This is a genomic window from Lysinibacillus sp. FSL K6-0102 (assembly GCF_038003545.1).
GTDB classification, from domain to species: Bacteria; Bacillota; Bacilli; order Bacillales_A; family Planococcaceae; genus Lysinibacillus; species Lysinibacillus capsici.
In genome coordinates, this window is record NZ_JBBOPH010000001.1 from 1,030,378 (window position 1) to 1,053,170 (window position 22,793).

The 22,793-nt window shown below is 38.0% G+C and carries 22 protein-coding genes; 19 read left to right on the plus strand and 3 right to left on the minus strand.

Annotated elements, in window-relative coordinates; translation table 11 throughout:
- Nucleotides 1–38: 38 nt before the first annotated feature.
- Nucleotides 39–1,736: an Rqc2 family fibronectin-binding protein gene (locus NYE73_RS04785; RefSeq protein ID WP_259950981.1), complete on the minus strand. Its 1,698-nt coding sequence runs from the start codon at nucleotides 1,734–1,736 to the stop codon at nucleotides 39–41.
- A gap of 267 nt (nucleotides 1,737–2,003) precedes the next feature.
- On the opposite strand from NYE73_RS04785, the gene NYE73_RS04790 reads away from it, so the two are divergent.
- The 15 genes from NYE73_RS04790 to spoVM all read left to right on the plus strand — a co-directional run bounded on the left by NYE73_RS04790 (nucleotide 2,004) and on the right by spoVM (nucleotide 16,413).
- Nucleotides 2,004–2,867: a YicC/YloC family endoribonuclease gene (locus tag NYE73_RS04790; protein WP_233732431.1), complete on the plus strand. Its 864-nt coding sequence runs from the start codon at nucleotides 2,004–2,006 to the stop codon at nucleotides 2,865–2,867.
- Between the two features lie 43 nt (nucleotides 2,868–2,910).
- Nucleotides 2,911–3,528 (plus strand): guanylate kinase, encoded by a 618-nt coding sequence (gene gmk / locus NYE73_RS04795; RefSeq protein ID WP_004227379.1) that lies wholly within the window; start codon nucleotides 2,911–2,913, stop codon nucleotides 3,526–3,528.
- A gap of 4 nt (nucleotides 3,529–3,532) precedes the next feature.
- On the plus strand, nucleotides 3,533–3,760 hold the full coding sequence (rpoZ, locus tag NYE73_RS04800) for a DNA-directed RNA polymerase subunit omega (protein ID WP_004227380.1): 228 nt from the start codon (nucleotides 3,533–3,535) through the stop codon (nucleotides 3,758–3,760).
- 134 nt (nucleotides 3,761–3,894) lie between these two features.
- Nucleotides 3,895–4,899, plus strand: coding sequence for a bifunctional phosphopantothenoylcysteine decarboxylase/phosphopantothenate--cysteine ligase CoaBC (gene coaBC, locus NYE73_RS04805; RefSeq protein ID WP_259950980.1), 1,005 nt, complete (start codon nucleotides 3,895–3,897; stop codon nucleotides 4,897–4,899).
- Nucleotides 4,896–7,307 carry a primosomal protein N' gene (gene priA, locus NYE73_RS04810; RefSeq protein WP_081010998.1) on the plus strand — a complete coding sequence of 804 codons (2,412 nt, stop codon included), beginning with the start codon at nucleotides 4,896–4,898 and terminating at the stop codon, nucleotides 7,305–7,307. Before coaBC ends, priA begins: the two co-directional genes overlap by 4 nt.
- 84 nt (nucleotides 7,308–7,391) lie before the next feature.
- Entirely contained in the window at nucleotides 7,392–7,886 is a 495-nt protein-coding gene (def, locus tag NYE73_RS04815; RefSeq protein WP_004227388.1) for a peptide deformylase, read from the plus strand.
- 1 nt (nucleotide 7,887) lies between these two features.
- Nucleotides 7,888–8,829 carry a methionyl-tRNA formyltransferase gene (gene fmt / locus NYE73_RS04820; RefSeq protein WP_103117565.1) on the plus strand — a complete coding sequence of 314 codons (942 nt, stop codon included), beginning with the start codon at nucleotides 7,888–7,890 and terminating at the stop codon, nucleotides 8,827–8,829.
- Nucleotides 8,826–10,187, plus strand: coding sequence for a 16S rRNA (cytosine(967)-C(5))-methyltransferase RsmB (gene rsmB / locus NYE73_RS04825; protein ID WP_259950979.1), 1,362 nt, complete (start codon nucleotides 8,826–8,828; stop codon nucleotides 10,185–10,187). The genes fmt and rsmB overlap by 4 nt, the downstream gene beginning before the upstream one ends.
- Nucleotides 10,187–11,329: a 23S rRNA (adenine(2503)-C(2))-methyltransferase RlmN gene (rlmN, locus tag NYE73_RS04830; protein ID WP_048395368.1), complete on the plus strand. Its 1,143-nt coding sequence runs from the start codon at nucleotides 10,187–10,189 to the stop codon at nucleotides 11,327–11,329. Before rsmB ends, rlmN begins: the two co-directional genes overlap by 1 nt.
- A 6-nt stretch (nucleotides 11,330–11,335) precedes the next feature.
- Entirely contained in the window at nucleotides 11,336–12,085 is a 750-nt protein-coding gene (locus tag NYE73_RS04835; RefSeq protein ID WP_054549883.1) for a Stp1/IreP family PP2C-type Ser/Thr phosphatase, read from the plus strand.
- A 2-nt stretch (nucleotides 12,086–12,087) separates the two neighbouring features.
- Nucleotides 12,088–14,076 carry a Stk1 family PASTA domain-containing Ser/Thr kinase gene (gene pknB / locus NYE73_RS04840; protein WP_259950978.1) on the plus strand — a complete coding sequence of 663 codons (1,989 nt, stop codon included), beginning with the start codon at nucleotides 12,088–12,090 and terminating at the stop codon, nucleotides 14,074–14,076.
- Between the two features lie 11 nt (nucleotides 14,077–14,087).
- On the plus strand, nucleotides 14,088–14,972 hold the full coding sequence (rsgA, locus tag NYE73_RS04845; protein ID WP_048395362.1) for a ribosome small subunit-dependent GTPase A: 885 nt from the start codon (nucleotides 14,088–14,090) through the stop codon (nucleotides 14,970–14,972).
- Between the two features lie 2 nt (nucleotides 14,973–14,974).
- Nucleotides 14,975–15,643: a ribulose-phosphate 3-epimerase gene (gene rpe / locus NYE73_RS04850; protein ID WP_259950977.1), complete on the plus strand. Its 669-nt coding sequence runs from the start codon at nucleotides 14,975–14,977 to the stop codon at nucleotides 15,641–15,643.
- A complete protein-coding gene (locus NYE73_RS04855; protein WP_259950976.1) occupies nucleotides 15,640–16,293 on the plus strand; it encodes a thiamine diphosphokinase in 654 nt (217 codons plus the stop codon). The genes rpe and NYE73_RS04855 overlap by 4 nt, the downstream gene beginning before the upstream one ends.
- 18 nt (nucleotides 16,294–16,311) lie before the next feature.
- Nucleotides 16,312–16,413 carry a stage V sporulation protein SpoVM gene (spoVM, locus tag NYE73_RS04860; RefSeq protein ID WP_099805045.1) on the plus strand — a complete coding sequence of 34 codons (102 nt, stop codon included), beginning with the start codon at nucleotides 16,312–16,314 and terminating at the stop codon, nucleotides 16,411–16,413.
- Between the two features lie 91 nt (nucleotides 16,414–16,504).
- On the opposite strand, the gene rpmB is transcribed toward spoVM, so the two are convergent.
- Both rpmB and NYE73_RS04870 read right to left on the minus strand, forming a co-directional pair.
- Nucleotides 16,505–16,693, minus strand: a complete 189-nt coding sequence (gene rpmB / locus NYE73_RS04865; protein WP_004227417.1) for a 50S ribosomal protein L28 — start codon at nucleotides 16,691–16,693, stop codon at nucleotides 16,505–16,507.
- Nucleotides 16,694–16,879: 186 nt separating this feature from the next.
- Nucleotides 16,880–17,623 (minus strand): IclR family transcriptional regulator, encoded by a 744-nt coding sequence (locus tag NYE73_RS04870; protein WP_048395357.1) that lies wholly within the window; start codon nucleotides 17,621–17,623, stop codon nucleotides 16,880–16,882.
- 305 nt (nucleotides 17,624–17,928) lie between these two features.
- Here NYE73_RS04870 and NYE73_RS04875 point away from each other — a divergent pair, with 305 nt between their 5' ends.
- From NYE73_RS04875 to NYE73_RS04890, 4 genes are all read left to right on the plus strand, one after another.
- Entirely contained in the window at nucleotides 17,929–18,801 is an 873-nt protein-coding gene (locus NYE73_RS04875; RefSeq protein ID WP_054549885.1) for a dimethylarginine dimethylaminohydrolase family protein, read from the plus strand.
- A gap of 14 nt (nucleotides 18,802–18,815) precedes the next feature.
- A complete protein-coding gene (locus NYE73_RS04880) occupies nucleotides 18,816–19,577 on the plus strand; it encodes a dimethylarginine dimethylaminohydrolase family protein (RefSeq protein ID WP_082148185.1) in 762 nt (253 codons plus the stop codon).
- 110 nt (nucleotides 19,578–19,687) lie between these two features.
- Nucleotides 19,688–21,115, plus strand: a complete 1,428-nt coding sequence (locus NYE73_RS04885) for an amino acid permease (protein ID WP_054549887.1) — start codon at nucleotides 19,688–19,690, stop codon at nucleotides 21,113–21,115.
- 39 nt (nucleotides 21,116–21,154) lie between these two features.
- A complete protein-coding gene (locus NYE73_RS04890; protein WP_315055174.1) occupies nucleotides 21,155–22,759 on the plus strand; it encodes a M20/M25/M40 family metallo-hydrolase in 1,605 nt (534 codons plus the stop codon).
- The last annotated feature ends 34 nt before the right edge of the window (nucleotides 22,760–22,793 follow it).

The window sequence follows — 22,793 nt, forward strand, 5'->3', positions numbered from 1 at the left end:
AAGGAAGAAACCGATACAATTTGTATCGGTTTCTTCCTTTATGACTGTTTCTTTAACTGTAAAATGACTGCCTCATCCGGGTCAATATACAGTGTCTTTTGTTCAAAATAGATGACGAAACCAGGTTTGGCACCATTTGGTTTTTTGACCTGTCGTATTTCGGTATAATCTACTGGCACAGAAGAGGATTCTCTGGCCTTAGAAAAATAGGCGGCTAGTGTGGCAGCTTCTCGCAATGTCGTTTCATCGGGTTCACTTGAATGAATGACAACATGAGATCCAGGAATATCTTTTGTGTGTAACCAAATATCAGTCCGCTTTGCTAGTTTAAATGTCAGCATGTCATTTTGTTTATTGTTTTTTCCAACAGAGATTGTTACACCTGTAGAAGAAACATAGCGTTCTGGTTCAGGTTTCGCTTGTTTTTTCTTTTTCTTCGCATGACGTAGTTTTAAGTAACCTTGCTCTGCTAGCTCTTCACGAATTTCCTCAATATCACCAGGAGAAGCCTGCTGAACTTGCTGTGCAAGCATTTCGAAGTAAGAAATTTCATCAGTAGTTTTTTCTAGCTGCTCTTGAACCATGACCAAGGCATTTTTTGCCTTTGTATATTTTGTATAATAACTTTGGGCATTTTCAATAGGTGTTTTACGTTCGCTTACTGGAATCGTTATTTCTTCGCCAGTTTCACTATAGTAATTTGTGACAGTAACTTCCTTAACTCCTTTTTCAAAGGCATAGATATTAGCCATTAATAGCTCACCATATAGTTGGAATTGATCGAGCTTGGAGGCACGTTCATAATCCTTTGTTAACTTTTTTGTTTTTAAAGCTAATTTGTCAATCTCATTTTGTAGCCAGCGCTCTAAATCGCCTGCTTGTTGTTTTACACGATCTCGCTCTGCACGGGCAAAGAATACACGATCAAGAAGCTCATGGACATTAGGATAGATTGTTATATCCCCATCATGCAAATGCGTTAATTCGATAGGGGAAAAGTATACTTTCTGATTGAAAAGTACGTACATAGGCTTCATTCCACCGTTCGCAAAGGAGTCCATAAAATCCTTGAAACAGACTAGCGTATTTGAAGTCGTCTTCATTCGATACAATAATTCTTCCGCGTGAAGAGGTGAAAAACCAGCTAATTGCTGCACTAGCTCTTTAGAGGTTTTCCCTTCAGCAAAAAATGCTGTTAGCTCTTCATCTGTCACTGTTAAAGGATTCCATTTGTTTTGTGCGGGTGGTGCAATATACGGTTGCCCTGGTAGTACAGTACGGAAGCTATTGACTGAAGGCGGTAGATGTTTTAGGCTGTCAATAATTTTTCCCTGCTCTTGATCAATCAACAGTAGATTACTATGTCTACCCATAATTTCAGCATGTATTTCTCTTACAATTGGATCTCCAATTTCATTTTTACTTTCAATTTCTACTATTATAATGCGATCAAAATCACGCTGTTTTATAGAAGCAATAAAACCACCCTCTATATGCTTACGCAAAAGCATACAAAACATTGGCGGCTCTGCTGGATTTTCAATCACCTGTTCAGTAAGGTGTACACGTGCATAAGAAGAGTGGATGGAAAACAGTAATTTATGATTCTTTCCGTTCGCTCGCACATGTAAAATAACTTCTTGTGCATTGGGTTGATGTATTTTGGTAATCCGACCAGTGACTAGCTGTTGTAGGTCGGCAGTTATTGAATAAGTAAATAAGCCATCAAATGCCATATGAATTCCTCTTTCCAACGATATCAAGCATCTTGGTACTTTCGTATTTTTTCTTGTATCTGCATGCACTATTTTTAAGCTCGCAAATACTCTTTTGGTATGTTTATCATAGCATTTTTTAGGTGAATATTAAAATATAGCTTCAATTGTGGTAGAATTAGCTTTTACTTTAACCAAATTTTTTTGGAGAGTCGTCATAATCGACAAAGCTTATGTTATAATAATCCCAGTATGCAAAGAAAGGTGTGACGAACCTTGGTGCGTAGTATGACTGGTTTTGGCAGAGGTGTCACAACAACTAGAGACTTTCAATTAACCGTGGAAATGCGCTCGGTCAACCATCGTTTTTTAGAAATTAATGCAAAATTTCCGAAAGAATGGCTTGAAGCTGAAATTTTTGCAAAGAAACTAATTTCTCAAGCTTTGTCACGCGGCAAAATTGATGTGATGGTATATGTGAAGGACTTAGAGAACGTAGAGCAATCTATTGAGATTAATTGGTCATTAATTGAAGCGTATCGTAAGGCAAAAGAGCAATTAGCAAGTAAAGTACCACTTGAAGAAAAATGGACGATGCAAGAGCTTTTATCGTTAGAGCAGGCCCTTGTGCAACAAAAGCCTCAGCTTACACCAGAGGATTTACTCAGCGCTGTTGAACAAGCAATTTCACAAGCGATTGAACAGCTCGTACAAATGCGTGAGCGTGAAGGGCAAGAATTACAAGAGGTTGTTGTACAATATAAAGAACAGTTAATGGAGCAAGTCAATCAGATTCGTTTGTGTTCTTCACTTGCTGTTGAAAAATATCGTACACGATTAATAGAGCGAATTAATGAAGTTGCAAACGGCACATTGCTAGAAGATCGTTTACTAGCGGAAGTAGCGATTTTTGCAGAACGAGTAGACATCTCCGAAGAATTAGACAGATTAGATAGTCACTTCAACCAGCTGGAGGAAACATTACTTGAAAAGATTTCGGTTGGGCGTAAATTGGACTTTTTAATGCAGGAAATACATCGCGAGATTAATACGATTGGTTCAAAAAATCAATCTACAGAAGCAGCGGTTGCTGTTGTTCAGGCGAAAACAATTTTAGAAAAGATGCGTGAGCAAGTGCAAAACATCGAATAACTTGCACGTGTCTGTTATAAATTAAGGGAGATATAGAGAATAAATGATAAAAGAACGTGGATTATTAATTGTTCTGTCTGGCCCCTCTGGTGTAGGTAAAGGGACAGTGCGAAAAGAATTATTTTCTCAGCCGAATACGAATTATGAGTATTCCATCTCGATGACAACACGAAATCCTCGCGAAGGTGAAGTAGATGGTGTAGACTATTTTTTCAAGACACGTCATGAATTTGAAGTGTTAATTGAACAAGGTGGCTTATTAGAGCACGCTGAATTTGTCGGTAACTATTATGGAACACCATTAGCTTATGTAAATGAAACACTTGATGCAGGTCGTGATGTATTTTTAGAAATCGAAGTGCAGGGTGCAGCACAAATTCGTAAAAAAGCACCAGATGCCTTATTTATTTTCTTAGCCCCTCCAAGTTTAACGGAATTAAAAGATCGTTTAGTTGGACGTGGGACAGAAACGGAGGATATCATTGCCAAACGAATCGCTACTGCAAGTGAAGAGCTTGAAATGATGAGCTTGTATGATTATGTTGTGGAAAATGATGAAGTGACGAATGCCTGTGATCGTATAAATGCGATTATTAAAGCCGAGCATTGTCGTAGAGAACGTGTTGAAAAAAGATATTTGTCAATGTTGAGAGGAGAATAAAACAATGCTATACCCATCAGTAGACGCTTTAAAAAAGGAAATCGATTCAAAATATTCATTAGTGAGCCTTGCTTCTAAACGTGCTCGCCAAATGCAAGAAGAGCAAGACACAGAACGCTTACACAAGTATGTTTCCCATAAATATGTTGGGAAAGCACTTGAAGAAGTAGCGGCAGGTGTACTTACGAAAGTATCACAGGATGAGTCAACTGTGTATGAGGACGAAATCTAACATCATGTAAAGAGCTTTACTATGTTTACATGCATGCTAGTCTAATTAGCAGTAGATTTTAATTATACAGAATGCCGAAAGCTCCCAGGGAATCCTTCTTTGGGAGCTTATCATTTGAAAGGACGACACCTAGCATGAATAAAAATATTTTACTTTGTGTTTCAGGCGGGATTGCCGTATATAAAGCTGTGGCACTCGTAAGCAAGCTATCACAAGCAGGAGCCAATGTAAAAGTCATCATGACAGCCTCTGCTAGACAGTTTGTAAATCCATTAAGTTTTCAAGTGATGTCCAAAAATGATGTTTATTTTGACACGTTTGATGAAAAAGATTCAAGTGTGATTGCTCATATAGACTTAGCAGACTGGGCTGATTTAATTTTAGTAGCGCCCGCTACAGCAAATATAATAGGAAAAATGGCCAATGGTATAGCAGATGATATGATCACAACAACCCTGCTTGCTACGACAGCACCTGTATGGATTGCACCAGCCATGAATGTACACATGTACGACCATCCAGCGGTAAAACGTAATTTGGATAGGCTATCAGCTGATGGCTACAAATTTATTGAGCCTTCCGAAGGCTTTTTAGCATGTGGCTATGTCGGGAAGGGCCGTCTAGAGGAGCCAGAAAAAATCACTGCACTTGTTCAAGATTTTTTTTCGGGAAAAACTACACCACTAACAGGTAAAACAGTTATAGTGACTGCAGGTGCCCTACATGTACCATTGGATGAACAGCATGTAATTAGTCCACAGGCAACTGGAGCCATGGGCCGAGCTTTAGCACATGAAGCAAGAATGCTAGGCGCACATGTAATTGAAATAGAAAATTCTAATTTGTTTGATGCTATACAGCAACTGGAGGCTTATAAAATCCAATATCCTCAGGCAATATTGATCCATGCAGCAAATGTGCCGACTATAAAGGAAACGCCGATCATTTCGGTAGAAGGTATAAAAGCGATCACTTTCGGACAAAAAGTGCAAGGAACTCCAATGCTTAATATACTTTCTGAGAGATGGATTGATTTTAGTGAAAAAGCGCAGCTTAACGGACAGTTTTTGGCTACAATTAACCCACAACTTTTTGCTCAGACATTATGGTCATATATTATAAAGGGTGAGGAACAATGAGCTTCTTGATAGCAGAGGTCATTGTAGATGTCTCTACTTACCATGTAGACCGTCCATTTGATTATCAAGTACCTGTAGAATGGATTAGTGTTATCGAGTTAGGAAGTCGTGTTAAAGTGCCATTTGGTCCAAGGAATGTCCTGGGTTTTGTTGTTGGATTGAAGAAAGAAACAGATGTACCGTTAAATAAACTAAAGGCAATCAATCAAATTTTAGATATGGAGCCAGTCCTGACAGAAGAGATGTTGCGAATGGCGAAGTGGTTGAAGAACGATACGATTTGCTATGAAATAGATGCCTTGCAAGTGATGTTACCATCTGCACTTCGAGCCAAGTATGAAAAAATGATTAAGCTACAACAAGGTCAACAATTGCCACTAGAGGTACAGGCTATATTCGGGAAGCGTCAACGAGCAAATTTTAAAGAATTTGAGCGAGCAGGTTTACTACCCCTTTTGAAGCAATTGGTTGCAGAAAACATTGTTTCAATCGAAAATGTTGTGAAGCAACAGGGAAATGTGAAAGAAATTCGAATGGTTCAAATAACAGCAGACCAACAACTTATTGAACGTGCTTTAGAGCAATCATCCAGAGCAGCTAAACAACGGCTATTACTGCAATGGATGTGCCAACACTTAGGAGAGATTTTTACTCCCCAACAAATTTGTGACGAAGCAAGGGTCTCTATTTCAGTTTTAGAGGCAGTAATTGATAAAGGAGCTGCTCAATTTATTCAAGAGGAAGTATTTCGTGATCCATTTACGAAGGAAGTTTCACGTACACATGCCTTACAATTAACGAGTGAGCAGCAGGTTGCTCTCCAAGCTATTACTACAGCTATGGACCAGCAAATAGCGCAAACCTTTTTATTACATGGTGTAACAGGAAGTGGTAAAACAGAGGTTTATTTGCAGGCTATTCAAAAGGTATTAGAAGAAGGAAAAGAAGCCATTATGTTGGTACCTGAAATCTCTTTAACTCCACAAATGACCGAACGATTCCGCAGTCGCTTTGGTGAGATGGTTGCTGTGATGCATAGTGGATTATCTGTAGGGGAGAAATATGATGAATGGCGTAAAATCCAACAAGGCAAAGTGAAGGTCGTAGTTGGAGCTCGTTCAGCTATTTTTGCTCCTTTTACGAATATAGGGCTTATTATATTGGATGAAGAACATGAATCAACTTATAAGCAAGAAGATTCACCGCGTTATCATGCAAGAGATGTAGCCATCTGGCGTAGCGAATTTTATAACTGTCCTATTATTTTAGGGAGTGCAACACCAGCATTAGAATCATTTGCAAGAGCTAAAAAGGGAGTATATAAGCTACTCTCCTTAAAACACCGTGCTTTACATCAGGCTTTGCCGACTGTTTTTATTGCAGATATGCGTGAAGAGCTGAGACAAGGTAATCGTTCGATGTTTTCCCAATCACTGATAGAAGCAATCCGTTTAAGACTTGAGAAAAAAGAACAAATGGTGCTGTTTTTAAACCGTCGTGGCTATTCATCATTTGTACTTTGTCGAGATTGTGGAACAGTTGTCCAATGTCCAAATTGTGATATTTCATTAACCTATCATCGAACAACTGAAAAATTGAAATGTCATTATTGTGGTTACGAGGAACATGTTCCACAAATATGTCCACAATGTCAAAGTGATCATATTCGTTATTTTGGTACAGGTACACAAAAGGTGGAAGAGGAGCTGTATAAGTTGTTTCCTGAGGCAAGAGTATTACGTATGGATGTAGATACTACGAAGCATAAAGGGGCACATGAAGAAATATTAGAGACATTTGGGGCAGGGCATGCAGATATTTTGCTGGGTACTCAAATGATCGCAAAGGGTCTGGATTTTCCAAATATTACGCTAGTCGGTGTACTTAGTGCTGATACATCCTTACATTTACCTGATTACCGCGCAGCAGAGCGAACATTTCAGCTATTAACACAGGTAAGTGGCCGAGCTGGGAGACATGACAAGCTAGGGGAAGTCATCATTCAAACGTATACACCTGAGCATTACGCAATTGAATTAGCTAAAACACAAGAGTATGAACCATTTTATGAACGTGAGATGTTTTTACGTCGCAGATCAAACTATCCACCTTATTATTTTGTAGCTCTTATTCAATTATCCCATGAAGATGTCATGATGGCTGCTGAATATGCTGGTCGAGTGGCTGATTGGTTACGAGGGAACTTATCGAATCAAGTAGCAATAATAGGACCAACAACTGCGAGTATTGCTCGTCTCCAAAATAGATATCGTTATCAATGTTTGATAAAATATAAAATTGAACCAAATCTAATTCCCGTTTTACAACGTTTACTTGCTATGTATAGAGCAGAGTGGATTAAACAAGGAATATTAATGACGGTAGATTTAGATCCGTCTACTATATAGTTAGCGTGTAATAATAGCACGATTTTTAATAAAAGTATCAATTAGCTAGTGCACTAGCTTTAAAGCAGAAATGAGGAAATAATAATGGCTATAAAAAAAGTAATTGAAAATCCTGCAAAAGTACTATCCACACCGTGTGCTGAAGTGACAGAAATTAATGATGAAATTATTACATTACTTGATGATTTATATGACACTATGGTGGAATATGATGGCGTTGGAATTGCGGCACCACAAATAGACGTAGGGTTACGGGTAGCAATTGTTGAACTAGGTGAAGAACGTGATATTTTAGAAATGATTAATCCAACTGTCGTTGAAACGGACGGAGCAGAAGTAGATATTGAAGGATGCTTGAGCTTTCCAGGGTTATATGGAGAAGTGGAACGTCCTAGTTATGTCAAAATTGAAGCATGTGATCGTGAAGGACGTGTTTATGAATTAGAGGCAGGTGGCTTTGATGCCCGTGCGATTTTACATGAAATTGATCATTTAGATGGTGTGCTTTTCGATTCAAAAATCAAGCGTATTGTCACAGCAGAAGAACTAGAAGAAATGTACGCTGAAGAGGAGGAATAAAATGACATCTATCGTTTTTATGGGGACACCTGACTTCTCCGCACCTATTTTGCGTATGCTACATGATGAAGGATATACTATTAAAGCAGTTGTAACACAACCAGATCGTCCAGTTGGGCGTAAGCGAGTATTAACACCGCCGCCAGTAAAGGCAACGGCTTTGGAACTTGGCTTGCCAATTATTCAACCTGAAAAATTGCGTGGCTCCGAGGAGTTACAGCAGATTCTTGCTTTACAGCCTGATCTAGTAATAACAGCAGCATTTGGACAGATACTACCAAAAGAATTATTAGATGCACCGGCTCTAGGCTGCATTAATGTCCATGCCTCCCTATTACCAAAATATCGTGGAGGGGCTCCGATTCACCAAGCCGTCATGGATGGTGAAAAAGAAACAGGAGTAACAATCATGTATATGGCAGAAAAGCTTGATGCGGGAGATATTATCTCTCAAAAAGCGATCCCTATTGAAGAAGATGATCATACTGGTGGACTTTTTGATAAGCTAAGTATGGTTGGCTGTGAATTACTTAAGGAAACACTTCCTTCTATTATAAATGGTACAAATAACCGTACAGTTCAAGATGAAGCACAAGTTACCTTTGCAAGTAATATTTCAAGGGAACAAGAACGAATTGATTGGACCAACGATGCTATTACTTTATACAATCAAGTGCGCGGTCTTCATCCATGGCCTGTTGCTTATACTACTTTTGAGGATGGTAATTTTAAAATTTGGTGGGCAACGATTGGCAAAAGTAAGCATGAGGCTAATCCAGGTACAGTGGTTGCCATTGATAAAGATCATTTTGAGGTAGCAGCTGGCAACGGGACAACTTTAGCATTATATGATGTGCAACCAGCTGGTAAAAAGCGCATGACCGCAGAGGAATATTTACGTGGGACAGGTTCTAAATTACAGATTGGGGACCAATTTAAATGAGTAAAAAAAGTGTAGTGATTTGGGATGGCAATGTACGAGATGCCGCATTGTCAATTCTATTAGCAGTTGATAAAAATCAGGCTTATAGCAACTTATTGCTAAATGAAACAATTAAACGACATAAAATTGAAGCAAAAGATCGTGCTTTATTGACTGAAATAACGTATGGAACTTTACAGCATAAAATGACACTTGATTATTACTTAGAGCCATTTATTCGTGGTTCAATTGATCATTGGGTTCGCTGGTTATTAAGAATTTCGTTGTATCAAATCCATTATTTAACACGTATCCCTCCACACGCTGCAGTAAACGAAGCAGTAGAAATTGCCAAGCGTCGAGGGCATCGTGGAATCGCTTCTATGGTCAATGGCATATTAAGATCCGTGTTACGGAGTGGAGTCCCTTCAACAGATGACATAGCAGATCCAATTGAGCGCCTTTCAATAGAAACAAGTCATCCAATGTGGTTAGTTCAAAGATTTGTTGAGAACTATGGTCTTGAAGTAGCGACTGAAATGTTGCATGAAAATAATAGACCGCCTGTGCAGACTGTGCGTGTTAATACGACAAAAGCAACTGTTCAGCAAGCAATTGCCAAGTTAGAGGCAGAAGGATTAACGGCTAATCAAAGCGACGTTATACCAGAGTGCTTATACATTACAAACGGTCAACCAGCTCGTACAAAAGCCTTCAAAGAAGGTATGATTACTATTCAGGATGAAAGTTCAATGATACCTGCTAATGTGCTAAATCCAACTCCAGGTATGCGTGTCTTGGATATGTGTGCGGCACCTGGTGGAAAAACAACACATATTGCCGAAATAATGAAAAATGAAGGGTCTATTTTAGCAACAGACCTTCATCCACATAAATTAGATTTAATCGACCATAATACAGAGCGTCTAGGGCTTGATATTGTTGAAACAGCCCCAATAGACGGACGGAAAGCACCGGAATTTTTACAAGCAGCGTCTTTTGATGCTATCTTAGTCGATGCACCATGTAGTGGACTAGGAGTTATGCGACGTAAACCAGATATTAAATATACAAAGCGAGAAGAAGATTTAGAAAGTCTTCAAAAAATCCAATTAGCTTTACTAGATGCAGCAACGAAAGTTTTGAAAACAGATGGTAAGCTTGTATACAGTACGTGTACAGTAGACATACAAGAAAACGAAGGCACTGTGAAAGCCTTTTTAACAGCACATCCAGAAATGGAAGCTATACAACTAGAATCTTTACCAACAAAATTAGCGGAAAAGCAAGCTAATGGCATGCTTCAAGTCTTTCCACAAGACTTTGGCAGTGACGGTTTCTTTGTCGCCGCCTTTCGTAAAAAAGGAGAATCCAACTAATGGTGGATCAAGAGAAATTTAATGAACGTATTAACGATTTAGTCGAAGAAGCAGAAGAAAAGCCCGTTCGACGTGTAAAAAAAGAAAAGCCAAATTTAAAAGAATCCATTTATTCGTTACAACCTCATCAATTAGAAGAATGGCTAAAGGAAAATGGCGAAAAGCCTTTCCGTGCTGCTCAAATTTTTGACTGGCTGTATAATAAACGTGTAAAGACATTTGAAGAAATGTCAAACCTTTCAAAGGGATTACGCGAAAAACTAACTGCAAATTTTGCATTATCCACACTATCAACCATTATTAAACAAGAATCTAAAGATGGTACCATTAAATTTTTATTCCAATTACAAGATGGCTATTCAATAGAAACTGTTTTAATGCGCCATGAATATGGAAATTCTGTCTGTGTAACAACACAAGTAGGCTGCCGAATTGGCTGTACGTTTTGTGCATCCACTTTAGGTGGTTTGAAGCGACATTTATTAGCAGGGGAAATTGTGGAGCAAGTTGTCAAAGTGCAGCAAACATTAGATGAATTGGGCGAGCGAGTATCTCATATTGTCATTATGGGTATTGGTGAACCTTTCGATAACTATGATGCAATGATGAACTTCTTAAAAGTGATCAATCATGAAAAAGGTTTAAATATCGGAGCACGTCATATCACAGTTTCAACATCGGGTATTGTCCCTAAAATTTACCAGTTTGCGGATGAACAATTACAAATTAACTTTGCCGTTTCTCTGCATGCGCCAAACCAAGAAGCACGTCAAAAGCTAATGCCAATTGCCCGTGCTTATAAATTGGAAGAATTAATGGAAGCTGTGCGATACTATACAAAAAAAACAGGTCGACGAGTGAGTTTCGAGTATGGGCTGATGTCTGGTGAAAATGATTCAGTAGAAATAGCAGAGGAACTATCTGCTTTAATTAAAGGAATTAAATGTCATGTCAACTTAATTCCTGTAAACTATGTACCAGAACGTGATTATGTTCGTACATCTCGTAGTCAAATTTTTGCTTTTGAAAAAACATTAAAGAAAAATGGTATTAACGTAACGATCCGCCGAGAGCAAGGTTCAGATATCGCTGCTGCGTGTGGTCAATTACGTGCACAAGAGAGATCTGAAGAAACGAGGTGACCAGTATTGGAATACACAGTCGAAAGTGATATTGGTTTAAAACGATCCATTAATGAGGACCGTGCTGCATTCTTTAAACGTCCAGATGGGCTTGCACTAGCACTTGTAGCGGATGGCATGGGTGGTCATAATGCTGGTGATGTAGCAAGTGATATGGCAATTAAACAAATGGAATCCTTTTTTTTACAGGCAGACACACATCATTTTGTATCCACAACATCAAAAAAAGAATGGTTATTACAAACAGTTAAGCAATTGAATAAAACAATATATGACTATTCTTTATCACATGAAGACTGTAAAGGAATGGGCACGACATTTATTGCAGTGTTAATCGAAGAACAACATTGCTTCATTGCACATGTGGGAGACAGTCGTGTGTATTATTTCTTTGAAGATGGTGCACAACAAATAACAAGAGATCATTCATATGTGAACGTCTTGGTCGAAAATGGTGAGATAAGCGAAGAAGAGGCTTTGACACATCCAAAGAAAAATTTCATCTTAAAAGCGGTTGGGACAGAGGACACAATCGAACCAGACTTTTATGAAGTAGATTTAGCATCAGAATCGTATTTACTCATTTGTTCAGATGGATTAAGCAATAAACTAACTGTTTATGAAATGGCATCGATAATTACGTATCCAGACTCCATTAAGGAAAAGGGACGTAAACTTGTAGAATTAGCAAATGCCAGCGGGGGAGAAGACAATATCTCCCTCGTGCTATTAACAAAAAAGGATGAGGAGGTGTAAGAATGCTTGTAGGTAAAAGAATTAGTGACCGTTATAAAATTTTAGAACTCATTGGTGGCGGAGGTATGTCCAATGTTTATTTAGCACACGATATGATTTTAAATCGTGATGTAGCCATTAAAATATTACGCTATGATTTTTCCAATGAGGATGAATTACATCGACGTTTTCAACGTGAGGCACTGTCTGCTACAAGTCTTACACATCCAAATATTGTTAGTGTTTATGATGTAGGTGACGATGGAGATCTACACTATATTGTGATGGAATATGTTCAAGGAAAAACATTAAAGCAGTACATACAAGAATTTGCACCAATTTCTCCTGCTAGAAGTGTGCATATTATGAAGCAATTAACGTCTGCCATTGCTAATGCCCATGAAAACCATATTATCCACCGTGATATTAAACCGCAAAATATATTAATGGATGCGGAAAGTAATGTGAAAATTACGGATTTTGGTATTGCCATGACGTTAAGTGCTACATCATTTACTCAAACAAATTCTGTGCTTGGTACAGTCCATTATTTATCACCAGAGCAAGCTCGCGGCGGTACAGCTACAAACAAATCAGATATTTACGCACTCGGTATTGTGTTATATGAATTATTAACAGGTGAACTTCCATTTTCTGGTGAATCTGCTGTTTCAATAGCACTTAAGCATTTACAAGCCGAAACGCCTTCTGTCCGTGCTTTTGATGCAACGATTCCCCAAAGCTTGGAAAATGTAGTATTAAAGGCTACTGCCAAAGATTCATCCCATCGTTATACTACAGTGGAAGAAATGTATGAAGATTTGGAAACCGTACTAACACCATCTAGAATCAACGATCCCAAATTTGTCATACCTGTGGATAATGATGTAACGAAAGCTATTCCCATCATTAAAGAGCAGATGCATAAAAAAGACGAAGATCTAACTAAAACAAGAGTTATTGAACCGATTATGGAAGCTAAAGCACCTTCTCAACCACAACCTAAAAAGCCTGTAGAAAAGCCAGTTCCTGTAAAGGGAAAGAAGAAAAATTGGCCCAAATATGTTGCAGGACTATTCATTGCAGCGGTTGTCATTTTCTTATTCTTTATTTTTGCAAAAGATTTATTTAGCCCGAAAAAAGTGGCTATACCAGATGTAGCAAATTTAACAATAGAGGAAGCGACAAAAAAATTAGAAGCAGATGGATTTGTTGTTGGTGAAGAGCATCAGGAGCGAAATCATGAGGAAATAGAGAAGGGGAAAGTTATAGAAACGGACCCATCAAAAAATTCATTACGTGAAAAAGGCTCAGAGGTAGACTTAATCGTTAGTTTAGGTGTAGAGATGACGACTGTTGATAATTATGTTGGACAAAATTATAGTCAAGTTGAAGCTTTAATAAAAGGAAAGTATAAAGATGTAATAAAAGAGGATGTCCCTTCTAATGAGCCAGAAGGAAGAATTATTGAACAAAGCATACCACCAAATTCTGAGGTAGTAGCGAAAGAAGAAACAATCACGTTTAAAGTTAGCCAAGGAGTTAGAATGGTAAGGGTTGAAAATGTTGTAAATTATACGAAAGCTGATATGGATGACTATGTGAAAAGAGCAGGTCTCAATTGGCGTATATCTCGTGAAGAACATCATGAAACCATCCCAGCTGGCAGTGTAATTTCGCAATTGACAAAAGCGGGTACTATGGTAGAAGAAGGTTCTATGATATCGGTTGTAATAAGTAAAGGGCCAGCAAAACAGCCCGATAAACTACGTGTCATTCCTGTAGTCATTGAGTATAAACCTACAGAAGAGGGAATAGCTCAAAATATTCGAATTGAAATTCAAGATAAAAATCATACATTGTCTGAACCTGTTGAAGTATTTGAAATTTTAAGTGATACGCCATACAACATTCAGCTTACAATTGAAGATGGCAAAGATGCGAGTTATAGAATAATTCGTGACTCAGAAATAATTTTAGAAGGCAAAGTTAATTATAATGATGTCGATTAAGGAGGAATTGGATGGCGCAAGGCCAAATAAGAAAAGCATTAAGTGGTTATTATTATGTATTTGATGGACATCAACTGATTCAATGTCGAGGACGTGGGGTATTTCGTAATCGTGGCGAATCCCCACTCGTAGGTGATATTGTAGAGTATACAATGGAAACTGAAGGCTCTGATGGGACAATACAAAAGATTTTTGAGCGTCAAAATGAATTAGTACGACCGCCAATTGCGAATATTGATCAAGGTATTTTGGTGTTTTCTGTAAAGGAACCGAATTTCAATACCATTTTACTGGATCGATTTTTAGTTGTGTTAGAATCCTTCCATGTACATCCTATTATTTGTTTAACAAAAATGGATTTGCTAGAAAATGATGAACGTGATGAATTACAAAATTATATAGCAGATTATGAAAGCATGGGCTATACAGTTTTGCAAACATATAAAGATGAAGAAGAATTAGTAGAACGGTTACGTCCTATTTTAAAGGGAAAAACCACCGTTTTAGCTGGCCAATCGGGCGTTGGGAAATCAACTTTGCTTAATACGCTCATTCCAGAGTTGAACTTAAAAACGGGTATTATATCCCAAAGCTTAGGACGGGGTAAACATACTACTCGTCATGTTGAACTGATAGAGGTCTGTGACGGTTTATTGGCAGATACGCCTGGATTTAGTTCCTTTGATTTTGACGAAATTGAGAAAGAAGAATTAGGTGTATGTTTTCCTGAAATGGCTAGAGTAGCGGATGATTGTAAATTTAGAGGTTGCTTACATTTGAAAGAGCCAAAATGTGCAGTAAAGGCAGCAGTAGAAGCAGGGGAAATTCGAGACTACCGCTACAAGCATTATGAACAATTTATGCAAGAAATTATGGATCGAAAGCCGAGGTATTAATGATGATACAAATAGCACCATCAATTTTAGCAGCAAATTTTGCAAAGTTAGGTGAAGAAGTAAAGGAAGTAGAGCAAGCAGGTGCACAACTTATTCATATTGATGTAATGGATGGTCACTTTGTACCGAATATCTCATTTGGTTCCATTGTATTGGATGCTATCCGTCCATTAACGAAGTTACCATTAGATGTGCATTTAATGATAGAAAATCCAGATCAGTATATTGAACAGTTCGCAAAAGCTGGAGCAGATTATATTACAGTACATGTAGAAGCATGTCGTCATTTACATCGAACAATTCAATTAATCCGTTCTTTTGGTGTAAAAGCGGGTGTCGTATTAAATCCACATACACCGATAGAATCAATTCAACACATTTTAGAAGATATTGATATTGTATTATTAATGACTGTTAATCCTGGATTCGGTGGACAAAAATTTATTCATTCTGTTGTACCTAAAATTGAAGCATTATCAACAATAATTAAGGAGCGAGGCTTAGATATTGCCATTGAAATTGATGGTGGTATTACTGCTGAAACAATTGTGCCATGTGCACAGGCTGGAGCGACAATTTTTGTAGCTGGGTCAGCTATCTATAGTAAAGAAGATCGAACAGCTGCTCTTCAAGAGATTTTACTAGCTGGTGAGGCAGCGATTAAAGGATGACGACAGTCGTTGTTTGTGCAGGTGGTCCAAAAAATGAGCTTTGTTCATTTTCATCGTTTCAGCAACAACAGGATGTTGTGTTTATCGGGGCTGATCGTGGCGCTTTATATTTAATTGAGCAAGGAATTACGCCCCATGCTATTGTTGGTGATTTTGATTCTTTAACGGATGAAGAATATCGACAAGTAATGGCACAAACCAATGATCAACAACGTTTTCAAGAAGAGAAAAATGAAACAGACACGGATTTAGCTTTGCTTAAAGCCTATACGTTTGCACCACAAGAAATTATTTTGACAGGTGTGACGGGTGGGCGTTTAGATCATTACGAGGCAGCTGTTCGTTCTATTTATCGGTTACAAAAAGAGCATCCTCAAATTGAGTTAAAGATAATCAATCATACTAATATGTTGCAATTTTTACTACCAGGTACACATACAATTAATGCAGATGATCGATACCGATACTTGTCTTTTTTTGCTCACGAGGAGCCTATTCAAGGTGTAACATTACGACAAGTAAAATATGAAACAACGAATGAGGAAATTACCTTAGGAACATCTCGATTTACAAGTAATGAAATAATAGGAACTTCAGGGTCTATATCTTTCTCGCAAGGCATATGTTTAATGATAAGAAGCATAGATTAGCGTAAGGGGGAGAGAGTCCTGAAAGTATATACGTTCCAATTGCCGAAATTCGTGAGTAGTATCACGCGTACGTGTATTAACCTATTTAAAAAAGATAAGAAAGTAAAAAAATCCGACTAGTGTTAGTCGGATTTTTTACTTTCTTCTAGAATACTAATCAAGAAAAAAATCGATTGCGCTCAATGCGAAATCGATTTTTTAGAAGCAGCGATTAAACGCGCTCGATTTTACCTGATTTTAATGCACGAGCAGAAACCCATACACGTTTTGGTTTACCGTCAACTAAGATACGAACTTTTTGAAGGTTAGCACCCCAAGTACGTTTGTTAGCGTTCATAGCGTGGGAACGGTTGTTACCAGTACGAGCTTTACGTCCAGTGATTACACATTGTTTTGGCATGTTGTATTCCCTCCTTACTGTTGATGCTGAAAGATTATTATTTCAGTTCGGTATTTCACATACCATAATAATTTAACATACGATGGCGTTCAGTGCAACAGTTTTCACATAACCTTTCAAGAAAAAAACCTTTACAGACATAAAACATTTATGAAAAGTAGAGAAGTTTAATGGGGAATAGTTCTCCTATCCTTTTCCTCGATAACCAAGTTTCAGCGATACACGTCTACCAGTATCAACTAATCGCTCAATCAATGTATTAATATGATCTTGAGAGACATTAAAGTTTACAAAACCAATACTGACTGCTCCTATCACTTCACCAAAACCATCTAAAACAGAGACAGCAATGGAGGAAGTACCTGCAGTTCGTTCTCCATGACTTATTGCATAGCCTTGTTGTCGAATTTGGTGAAGCTGCTCCTCTAATTCGGCCATTTCATCTTTAGTTACTAGTTGCTCTAGAATTTCTTTGGATTGTAGCGCTGACATTGAGGCAAGTATGGCCTTATTGGCCGCTCCGATATGCATAGGAATGCGAATACCCAACTGATCATAAATACGAATCGGATTAGCTGCACTGTCTATCCGTTCTATAATAATCGTATCTAATCCAGCTGGTTTACTTAAATAAACGCTTTCTTCAACCTCCCTGGCTAATCGTTCTAACTCAGGTCTGATTTTGCTAATATAATCCATCGTATCATACACCTGTAAGCCAAGTTCCATCCATATGGTTCCAAGCCGATAATATTTAGTCTGTTCATCTTGCTCAATCATCCCTTGTTTAATCATGGCTTTTAAAATTCTATGTAAAGTACTTAGCGGTAAATCGCATTTTGTAGAAAGCTCTGAAATGGACAAGCTACTGTCGTTTGCATCAGCTGCTAAAACCTTGGCAATTGTCATCGCCCGCTCTAATAATTGCATTTGTCCCACCTCCCTTCATCCTATTTTATTTTTATTCTCCATCTACGTCTAGTTCCAATATTCCCGTACAAATCAGAAGTCTAAACAAATGCTTATTTTAATTCACGAAAGCTACAAAAGGATCCTTTAAGAGGCTTCTTTAATAAACGATAGCATTTTTTCCAAGGGTGAACGCAATCTAGATTAAAAGAAAAATAAAAGTTTTCTAAATATATTGACAGTATAGCATAAAACGAATATATTCTTCATATAAACTTTCCTCTTAACGGAAACGTTTTCCACTACACGGAAATGGGGTGAAAGGAATGCATTATTGTTCATCAATGTATGCGCCTTTGAAACATGTTATTGTAAAAGATCCAAAAGATGCTTTCCGAAGCCAGACACATCTTAGTGAGGAATGGAAAACATTTAACTACTTATCTGAGCCTAATTATGAAGAAGCTCTAAGCGAATACGCTGAATTTATTGGGATTCTTGGAAAGTATGTTGAGACTATTGAATATCTGCCTATAGCAGATGAAGTAGGATTAGATTCTCTTTATGCACATGATCCAGTTAAATTCACTCCAAATGGTGCCATAATACTGAAATCAGGCAAAAAATTAAGACAACCAGAAGCAGCAGTATACAAGGACTTTTTACGGCAAAAAGGTATACCAATAATTGGTGAACTTACTGGAGAGGCAGTTTCAGACGGTGGAGATATTGTTTGGCTAGATGATCGAACGCTCGTTGTGGGTAGAGGTTATCGAACAAACGATGAAGCCATTCGTCAGTTAAAGGAAATGACAGCCGATATGGTAGATGAATTTATAGTTGTACAACTACCACATGATCTTGGTGAAGCTGAATGTTTACATTTAATGTCTTTCATAAGTATGGTAGACCGAGATTTAGCTGTTGTGCATTCGCGTTTAATGCCAGTATTTTTCAGACAACTGCTAATTGAGCGTGGCATCCAGCTAGTAGAAGTACCTAAAGATGAATACGATTCGTTAGGCTGTAATGTTTTAGCGCTTGCACCAAGGGTATGTGTGATTCCTCAAGGCAACAAAGAAACAAAGCAACAGCTACTTGATGCTGGAGCAACGGTGTACGAATATAAAGGCGATGAAATTACTGTTAAAGGAACAGGTGGGCCGACTTGCCTAACTTGCCCAGTAGTAAGAGGATAAAGGAGAAGATGAATATGTTTAAAAATGTTATTGTTAAAAATCCAGGTAATAGTTTTGTAAACGGTTTAACAACTAGTGATTTAGGAAAGCCGATTTTAGAAAAATTATTTGAACAACATGAACATTATGTAGAAGCTTTAAAAAAATGCGGTGTAGAAGTTACACAATTACCAGCAAATGAAGCATTTCCAGATTCAACATTTGTAGAGGATACAGCTGTATTAACGCCTGAATTTGCTATTATCTCGAATCCTGGAGCAGCAGCTCGTAACCGCGAAATTGAAGAAATCGAACCAGCTGTAAAGCAATTCTATGAAAAAATTTACTATATTAAAGGTTCTGGAACACTTGATGGTGGAGATGTACTACAAGCAGAGAAAAAGTTTTACGTAGGGATCTCAGAGCGCACAAATGAAGAAGGCGCTCAGCAATTTAAAGAGATTGTTGAACAAGAAGGTTATGAAGCAACTATTATTCCATTAAAAGAATTCTTCCATTTAAAAACTGGTATTGCCTATGTTGGGGAAAATCGTATGGTGCTAGCTGGTGAATTTGTCGATCATCCTGCATTTGAATCTTACGAAAAAATCGTGATTCCTAAAGAGGATGAATATTCAGCTAACTGTATTCAAGTAAATGATTATATTATTATTCCAGCTGGCTATCCAGAAACAAATCGTAAATTACTGGACCTTGGCTATCAAACAATTGAACTTGATATGTCTGAATTTAGAAAACACGATGGTGGTTTAAGCTGTTTATCATTACGTTTTTAAGTAAATCTAACAATACCCAATCAATTTAAAAGAGAAAATTGATTGGGTACTTTCATTCTTAAAATATCAGAATATTTAATATTTTTACATTATATGGGAAGTAGGGATGGATGTTGAATAAAGGGGATCAGCTTCACAATAATCAATTAAAGCGTTCGATGAAAAGTCGTCACTTGTTAATGCTTTCACTTGGGGGTGTTATTGGAACAGGCTTATTTTTAAATGTAGGCTATACCATTAACCAGGCAGGACCCGGCGGTGCACTGATTGGTTACTTATTTGGTGGCTTAATTTTGTTTATGGTCATGAATTGTCTAGGGGAATTGGCTGTTTACATGCCTGTTACAGGTTCTTTCCAAACATATGCAACACGTTTCATTAGTCCTTCAGCCGGTTTTTCATTAGGTTGGATGTATTTTGTTGGATCTGCTGCCACAGCAGGCGTTGAATTTACGGCTGCAGGTATTTTAATGCAGCATTGGTTTCCAAGTGTACCAATTTGGATATGGTGTGCTGTGTTTATGGTTCTTTTATTTGTCTTAAATGCTTTAACAACGAAGGGCTTTGCTGAAGCAGAGTTCTGGTTTGCTAGTATAAAAGTTGTTGCAGTGATTGCATTTATCATTATTGGTGGAGCAGCAATCTTTGGTTTAATTCCATTAGCAGATCGTCCTACTCCACATCTCACAAATTTAGCACCTTCTGGTTTATTCCCAGCAGGTATTACGATTATTTTTGTCACAATGATGAATGTAATTTTTTCTTATCAGGGATCAGAGCTAGTGGGTATTGCAGCAGGGGAGACCGAGAACCCTGAAAAAAATATTCCTAGAGCGATTCGTACAATTCTATTTAGAATCATCGTTTTCTATATTGCTTCCATTATTGTATTATCTGCAATATTTCCAGCATCAGAGCTTGGGCTTATGGAAAGTCCATTTGTCACGTTAATGAATTTAGCTGGTGTACCATATGCAGCTGGTATCATGAACTTTGTTATTTTGACAGCTATTTTATCAGTTGGTAATTCATGTTTATATGCATCAACACGTTTATTATTTTCCATGTCACAAGAGGGGATGGCGCCCAAGTTATTTGGTCGATTAACGAAAAATAAAGTACCTTTAAATGCGCTTATTTTTACGATGGTATTCTCACTTTTATCTTTATTAACTAGTGTAATGGAAGCTGATGCTGTATTTGTATTACTAATGTCGGTAGCAGGTATATCTGTCACAATTTCATGGATGGGGATATGTGCTTCTCAGTTAATGTTCCGTTATCGCTATGTGAAGTCAGGAGGAAATGTGGCTGATCTAAAATTTAAAACACCACTATTCCCGTTGATTCCAGTATTTTGTATAATCTTTTGTGTTTTAATTTTAGTATTTTTAGCGTTTGATCCAACGCAAAGGATTGGTTTACTATACGGGATTGGCTTCTTTATTGCCTGTATGATTTTTTATCAATTGAAATTAAAGAAAGCGGCGACTGCTGCTACAGATAGCAAAAGTGAAGAAACACTAGAAGTTCGTTAATCGTACCTCTAACGAATGGGAGTAAAAGGAGAAAAAATCATGAATACTTTTATGTGGGATACACCCGAAAACCTACGTGCCCTATTATGTGAACTTGTGAGCTGGGAAAGCCGAACATTAACGGAGGGTGAAAATAAATTTGCCTTTCGACTAAAAGATAAATTGTTAACGCTTCAATATTTTGAAAAGCACCCAGACTTGATTGAATTACATGATGCAGGACTTGGCAGAAATGCAGTGACAGCCTTCTATAAGCATCCAACCGCAACTGAAACCGTTGTGTTAATCAGTCACTTCGATACCGTGCATACAGAGGAATATGGTGAACTAGAGCCGTTAGCCTTTTCTCCAGAAGAACTAACGAAAAAGCTAATGGAACCTAAATACCTAAAAGATTTACCAGAGGCAGCTCGCATTGATTTGGCGTCTGGGAATTATTTATTTGGACGCGGCACAATGGATATGAAAATGGGTCTTGCCTTACACATGCAGTTGATTGAAAAGGCAAGCTTTGAGCAATGGCCGATTAATTTGATTTTAACAACGGTTCCTGATGAGGAAGTCAACTCTGCTGGTATGAGAGCGGCTGTTGTGGAACTGGTGAGACTGCGGGAACAGCATGGCTTAACCTATAAATTATTTTTAAATAGTGAGCCATCGTTTTCACAAGGGCCTTCGGATACGAATGAATATATTTATTCAGGTACAATTGGTAAAATCATGCCTGCTGCTTTGTTCTACGGAAAAGAGACACATGTTGGTGAGCCATTAAAAGGGATGACGGCTCCCTTTATCGCTTCCTATATGACACAGCATATGGAGTGGAATCCCCTTTTCCGTGAAACAGATTTAGGCGAAAGCACACCACTACCCGTCTCTCTACAATTAAAAGATTTAAAAATGGAGTATTCTACACAAACACCATACCGTGCGGCGGCACTTTACAATGTCTTTTTGTTAAAACGTACAGCGGCTGAGGTGATGGCTATTTTTGAGGAAGTTGCGTTACAGGCAATGGCTGCTTGCAATGCGCACTATCAGGACATTTGTACACGCGAAAATGTTCAGGGTGTGGGCAAGGTAAAGGTCTTACGCTACGAGGCATTATTGGAGCATGCGATCCATAAGTTAGGAGCTGAGGAAGTACAAGCGATTAAGCACCAGGTTCAGCAGCATCCTGCATGGGATGATCGTGAAAAATCCATTCGTATTGTGGATCAGCTCATGATTCGCTGTCAGGAATTAGCACCTGCCACAGTTCTGTTATATGCACCACCTTACTATCCAGCCATTAATTCATCCAACCATCCATTAGTGAAACAGTCGATTGAATTAATGAAGCAAACAGCTCAAACATTTGATATTGAGGTGGAGCAGATCCACTACTTTAATGGAATTTGTGATTTAAGCTATGTCAATTATTCAGATGCATCCAATGAGTGGCTAGCATTTGAACGGAACACACCTGTATGGGGCGATACGTATCATATTCCATTCAAAGAGATGGCGGCATTACAAGGTCCTGTCTTAAATGTCGGTCCATTTGGTAAGGATGCCCATCAAAAAACAGAACGATTGCATGTGGATAGTGCGTTTAAAGAGATGCCTGTTATGATTGACACGCTTATTAAAAGTCTATTTTAGCCAAATAAATTTTTCGATATTTAATTGAATACAA

Bases quoted from the DNA above. Each gene is read 5' to 3' on its own strand.
- priA (WP_081010998.1), top strand. From the start codon at position 4,896: ATGAGCTTCTTGATAGCAGAGGTCATTGTAGATGTCTCTACTTACCAT.
- NYE73_RS04870 (WP_048395357.1), bottom strand. From the start codon at position 17,623: ATGCAATTATTAGAGCGGGCGATGACAATTGCCAAGGTTTTAGCAGCT.
- rpmB (WP_004227417.1), bottom strand. From the start codon at position 16,693: ATGCCAAAACAATGTGTAATCACTGGACGTAAAGCTCGTACTGGTAAC.
- NYE73_RS04855 (WP_259950976.1), top strand. From the start codon at position 15,640: ATGACGACAGTCGTTGTTTGTGCAGGTGGTCCAAAAAATGAGCTTTGT.
- rsmB (WP_259950979.1), top strand. From the start codon at position 8,826: ATGAGTAAAAAAAGTGTAGTGATTTGGGATGGCAATGTACGAGATGCC.
- coaBC (WP_259950980.1), top strand. From the start codon at position 3,895: ATGAATAAAAATATTTTACTTTGTGTTTCAGGCGGGATTGCCGTATAT.
- pknB (WP_259950978.1), top strand. From the start codon at position 12,088: ATGCTTGTAGGTAAAAGAATTAGTGACCGTTATAAAATTTTAGAACTC.
- gmk (WP_004227379.1), top strand. From the start codon at position 2,911: ATGATAAAAGAACGTGGATTATTAATTGTTCTGTCTGGCCCCTCTGGT.
- NYE73_RS04885 (WP_054549887.1), top strand. From the start codon at position 19,688: ATGTTGAATAAAGGGGATCAGCTTCACAATAATCAATTAAAGCGTTCG.
- rpoZ (WP_004227380.1), top strand. From the start codon at position 3,533: ATGCTATACCCATCAGTAGACGCTTTAAAAAAGGAAATCGATTCAAAA.
- NYE73_RS04890 (WP_315055174.1), top strand. From the start codon at position 21,155: ATGAATACTTTTATGTGGGATACACCCGAAAACCTACGTGCCCTATTA.
- rlmN (WP_048395368.1), top strand. From the start codon at position 10,187: ATGGTGGATCAAGAGAAATTTAATGAACGTATTAACGATTTAGTCGAA.
- rsgA (WP_048395362.1), top strand. From the start codon at position 14,088: ATGGCGCAAGGCCAAATAAGAAAAGCATTAAGTGGTTATTATTATGTA.
- fmt (WP_103117565.1), top strand. From the start codon at position 7,888: ATGACATCTATCGTTTTTATGGGGACACCTGACTTCTCCGCACCTATT.
- rpe (WP_259950977.1), top strand. From the start codon at position 14,975: ATGATACAAATAGCACCATCAATTTTAGCAGCAAATTTTGCAAAGTTA.
- NYE73_RS04790 (WP_233732431.1), top strand. From the start codon at position 2,004: ATGACTGGTTTTGGCAGAGGTGTCACAACAACTAGAGACTTTCAATTA.
- NYE73_RS04785 (WP_259950981.1), bottom strand. From the start codon at position 1,736: ATGGCATTTGATGGCTTATTTACTTATTCAATAACTGCCGACCTACAA.
- def (WP_004227388.1), top strand. From the start codon at position 7,392: ATGGCTATAAAAAAAGTAATTGAAAATCCTGCAAAAGTACTATCCACA.
- NYE73_RS04880 (WP_082148185.1), top strand. From the start codon at position 18,816: ATGTTTAAAAATGTTATTGTTAAAAATCCAGGTAATAGTTTTGTAAAC.
- NYE73_RS04875 (WP_054549885.1), top strand. From the start codon at position 17,929: ATGCATTATTGTTCATCAATGTATGCGCCTTTGAAACATGTTATTGTA.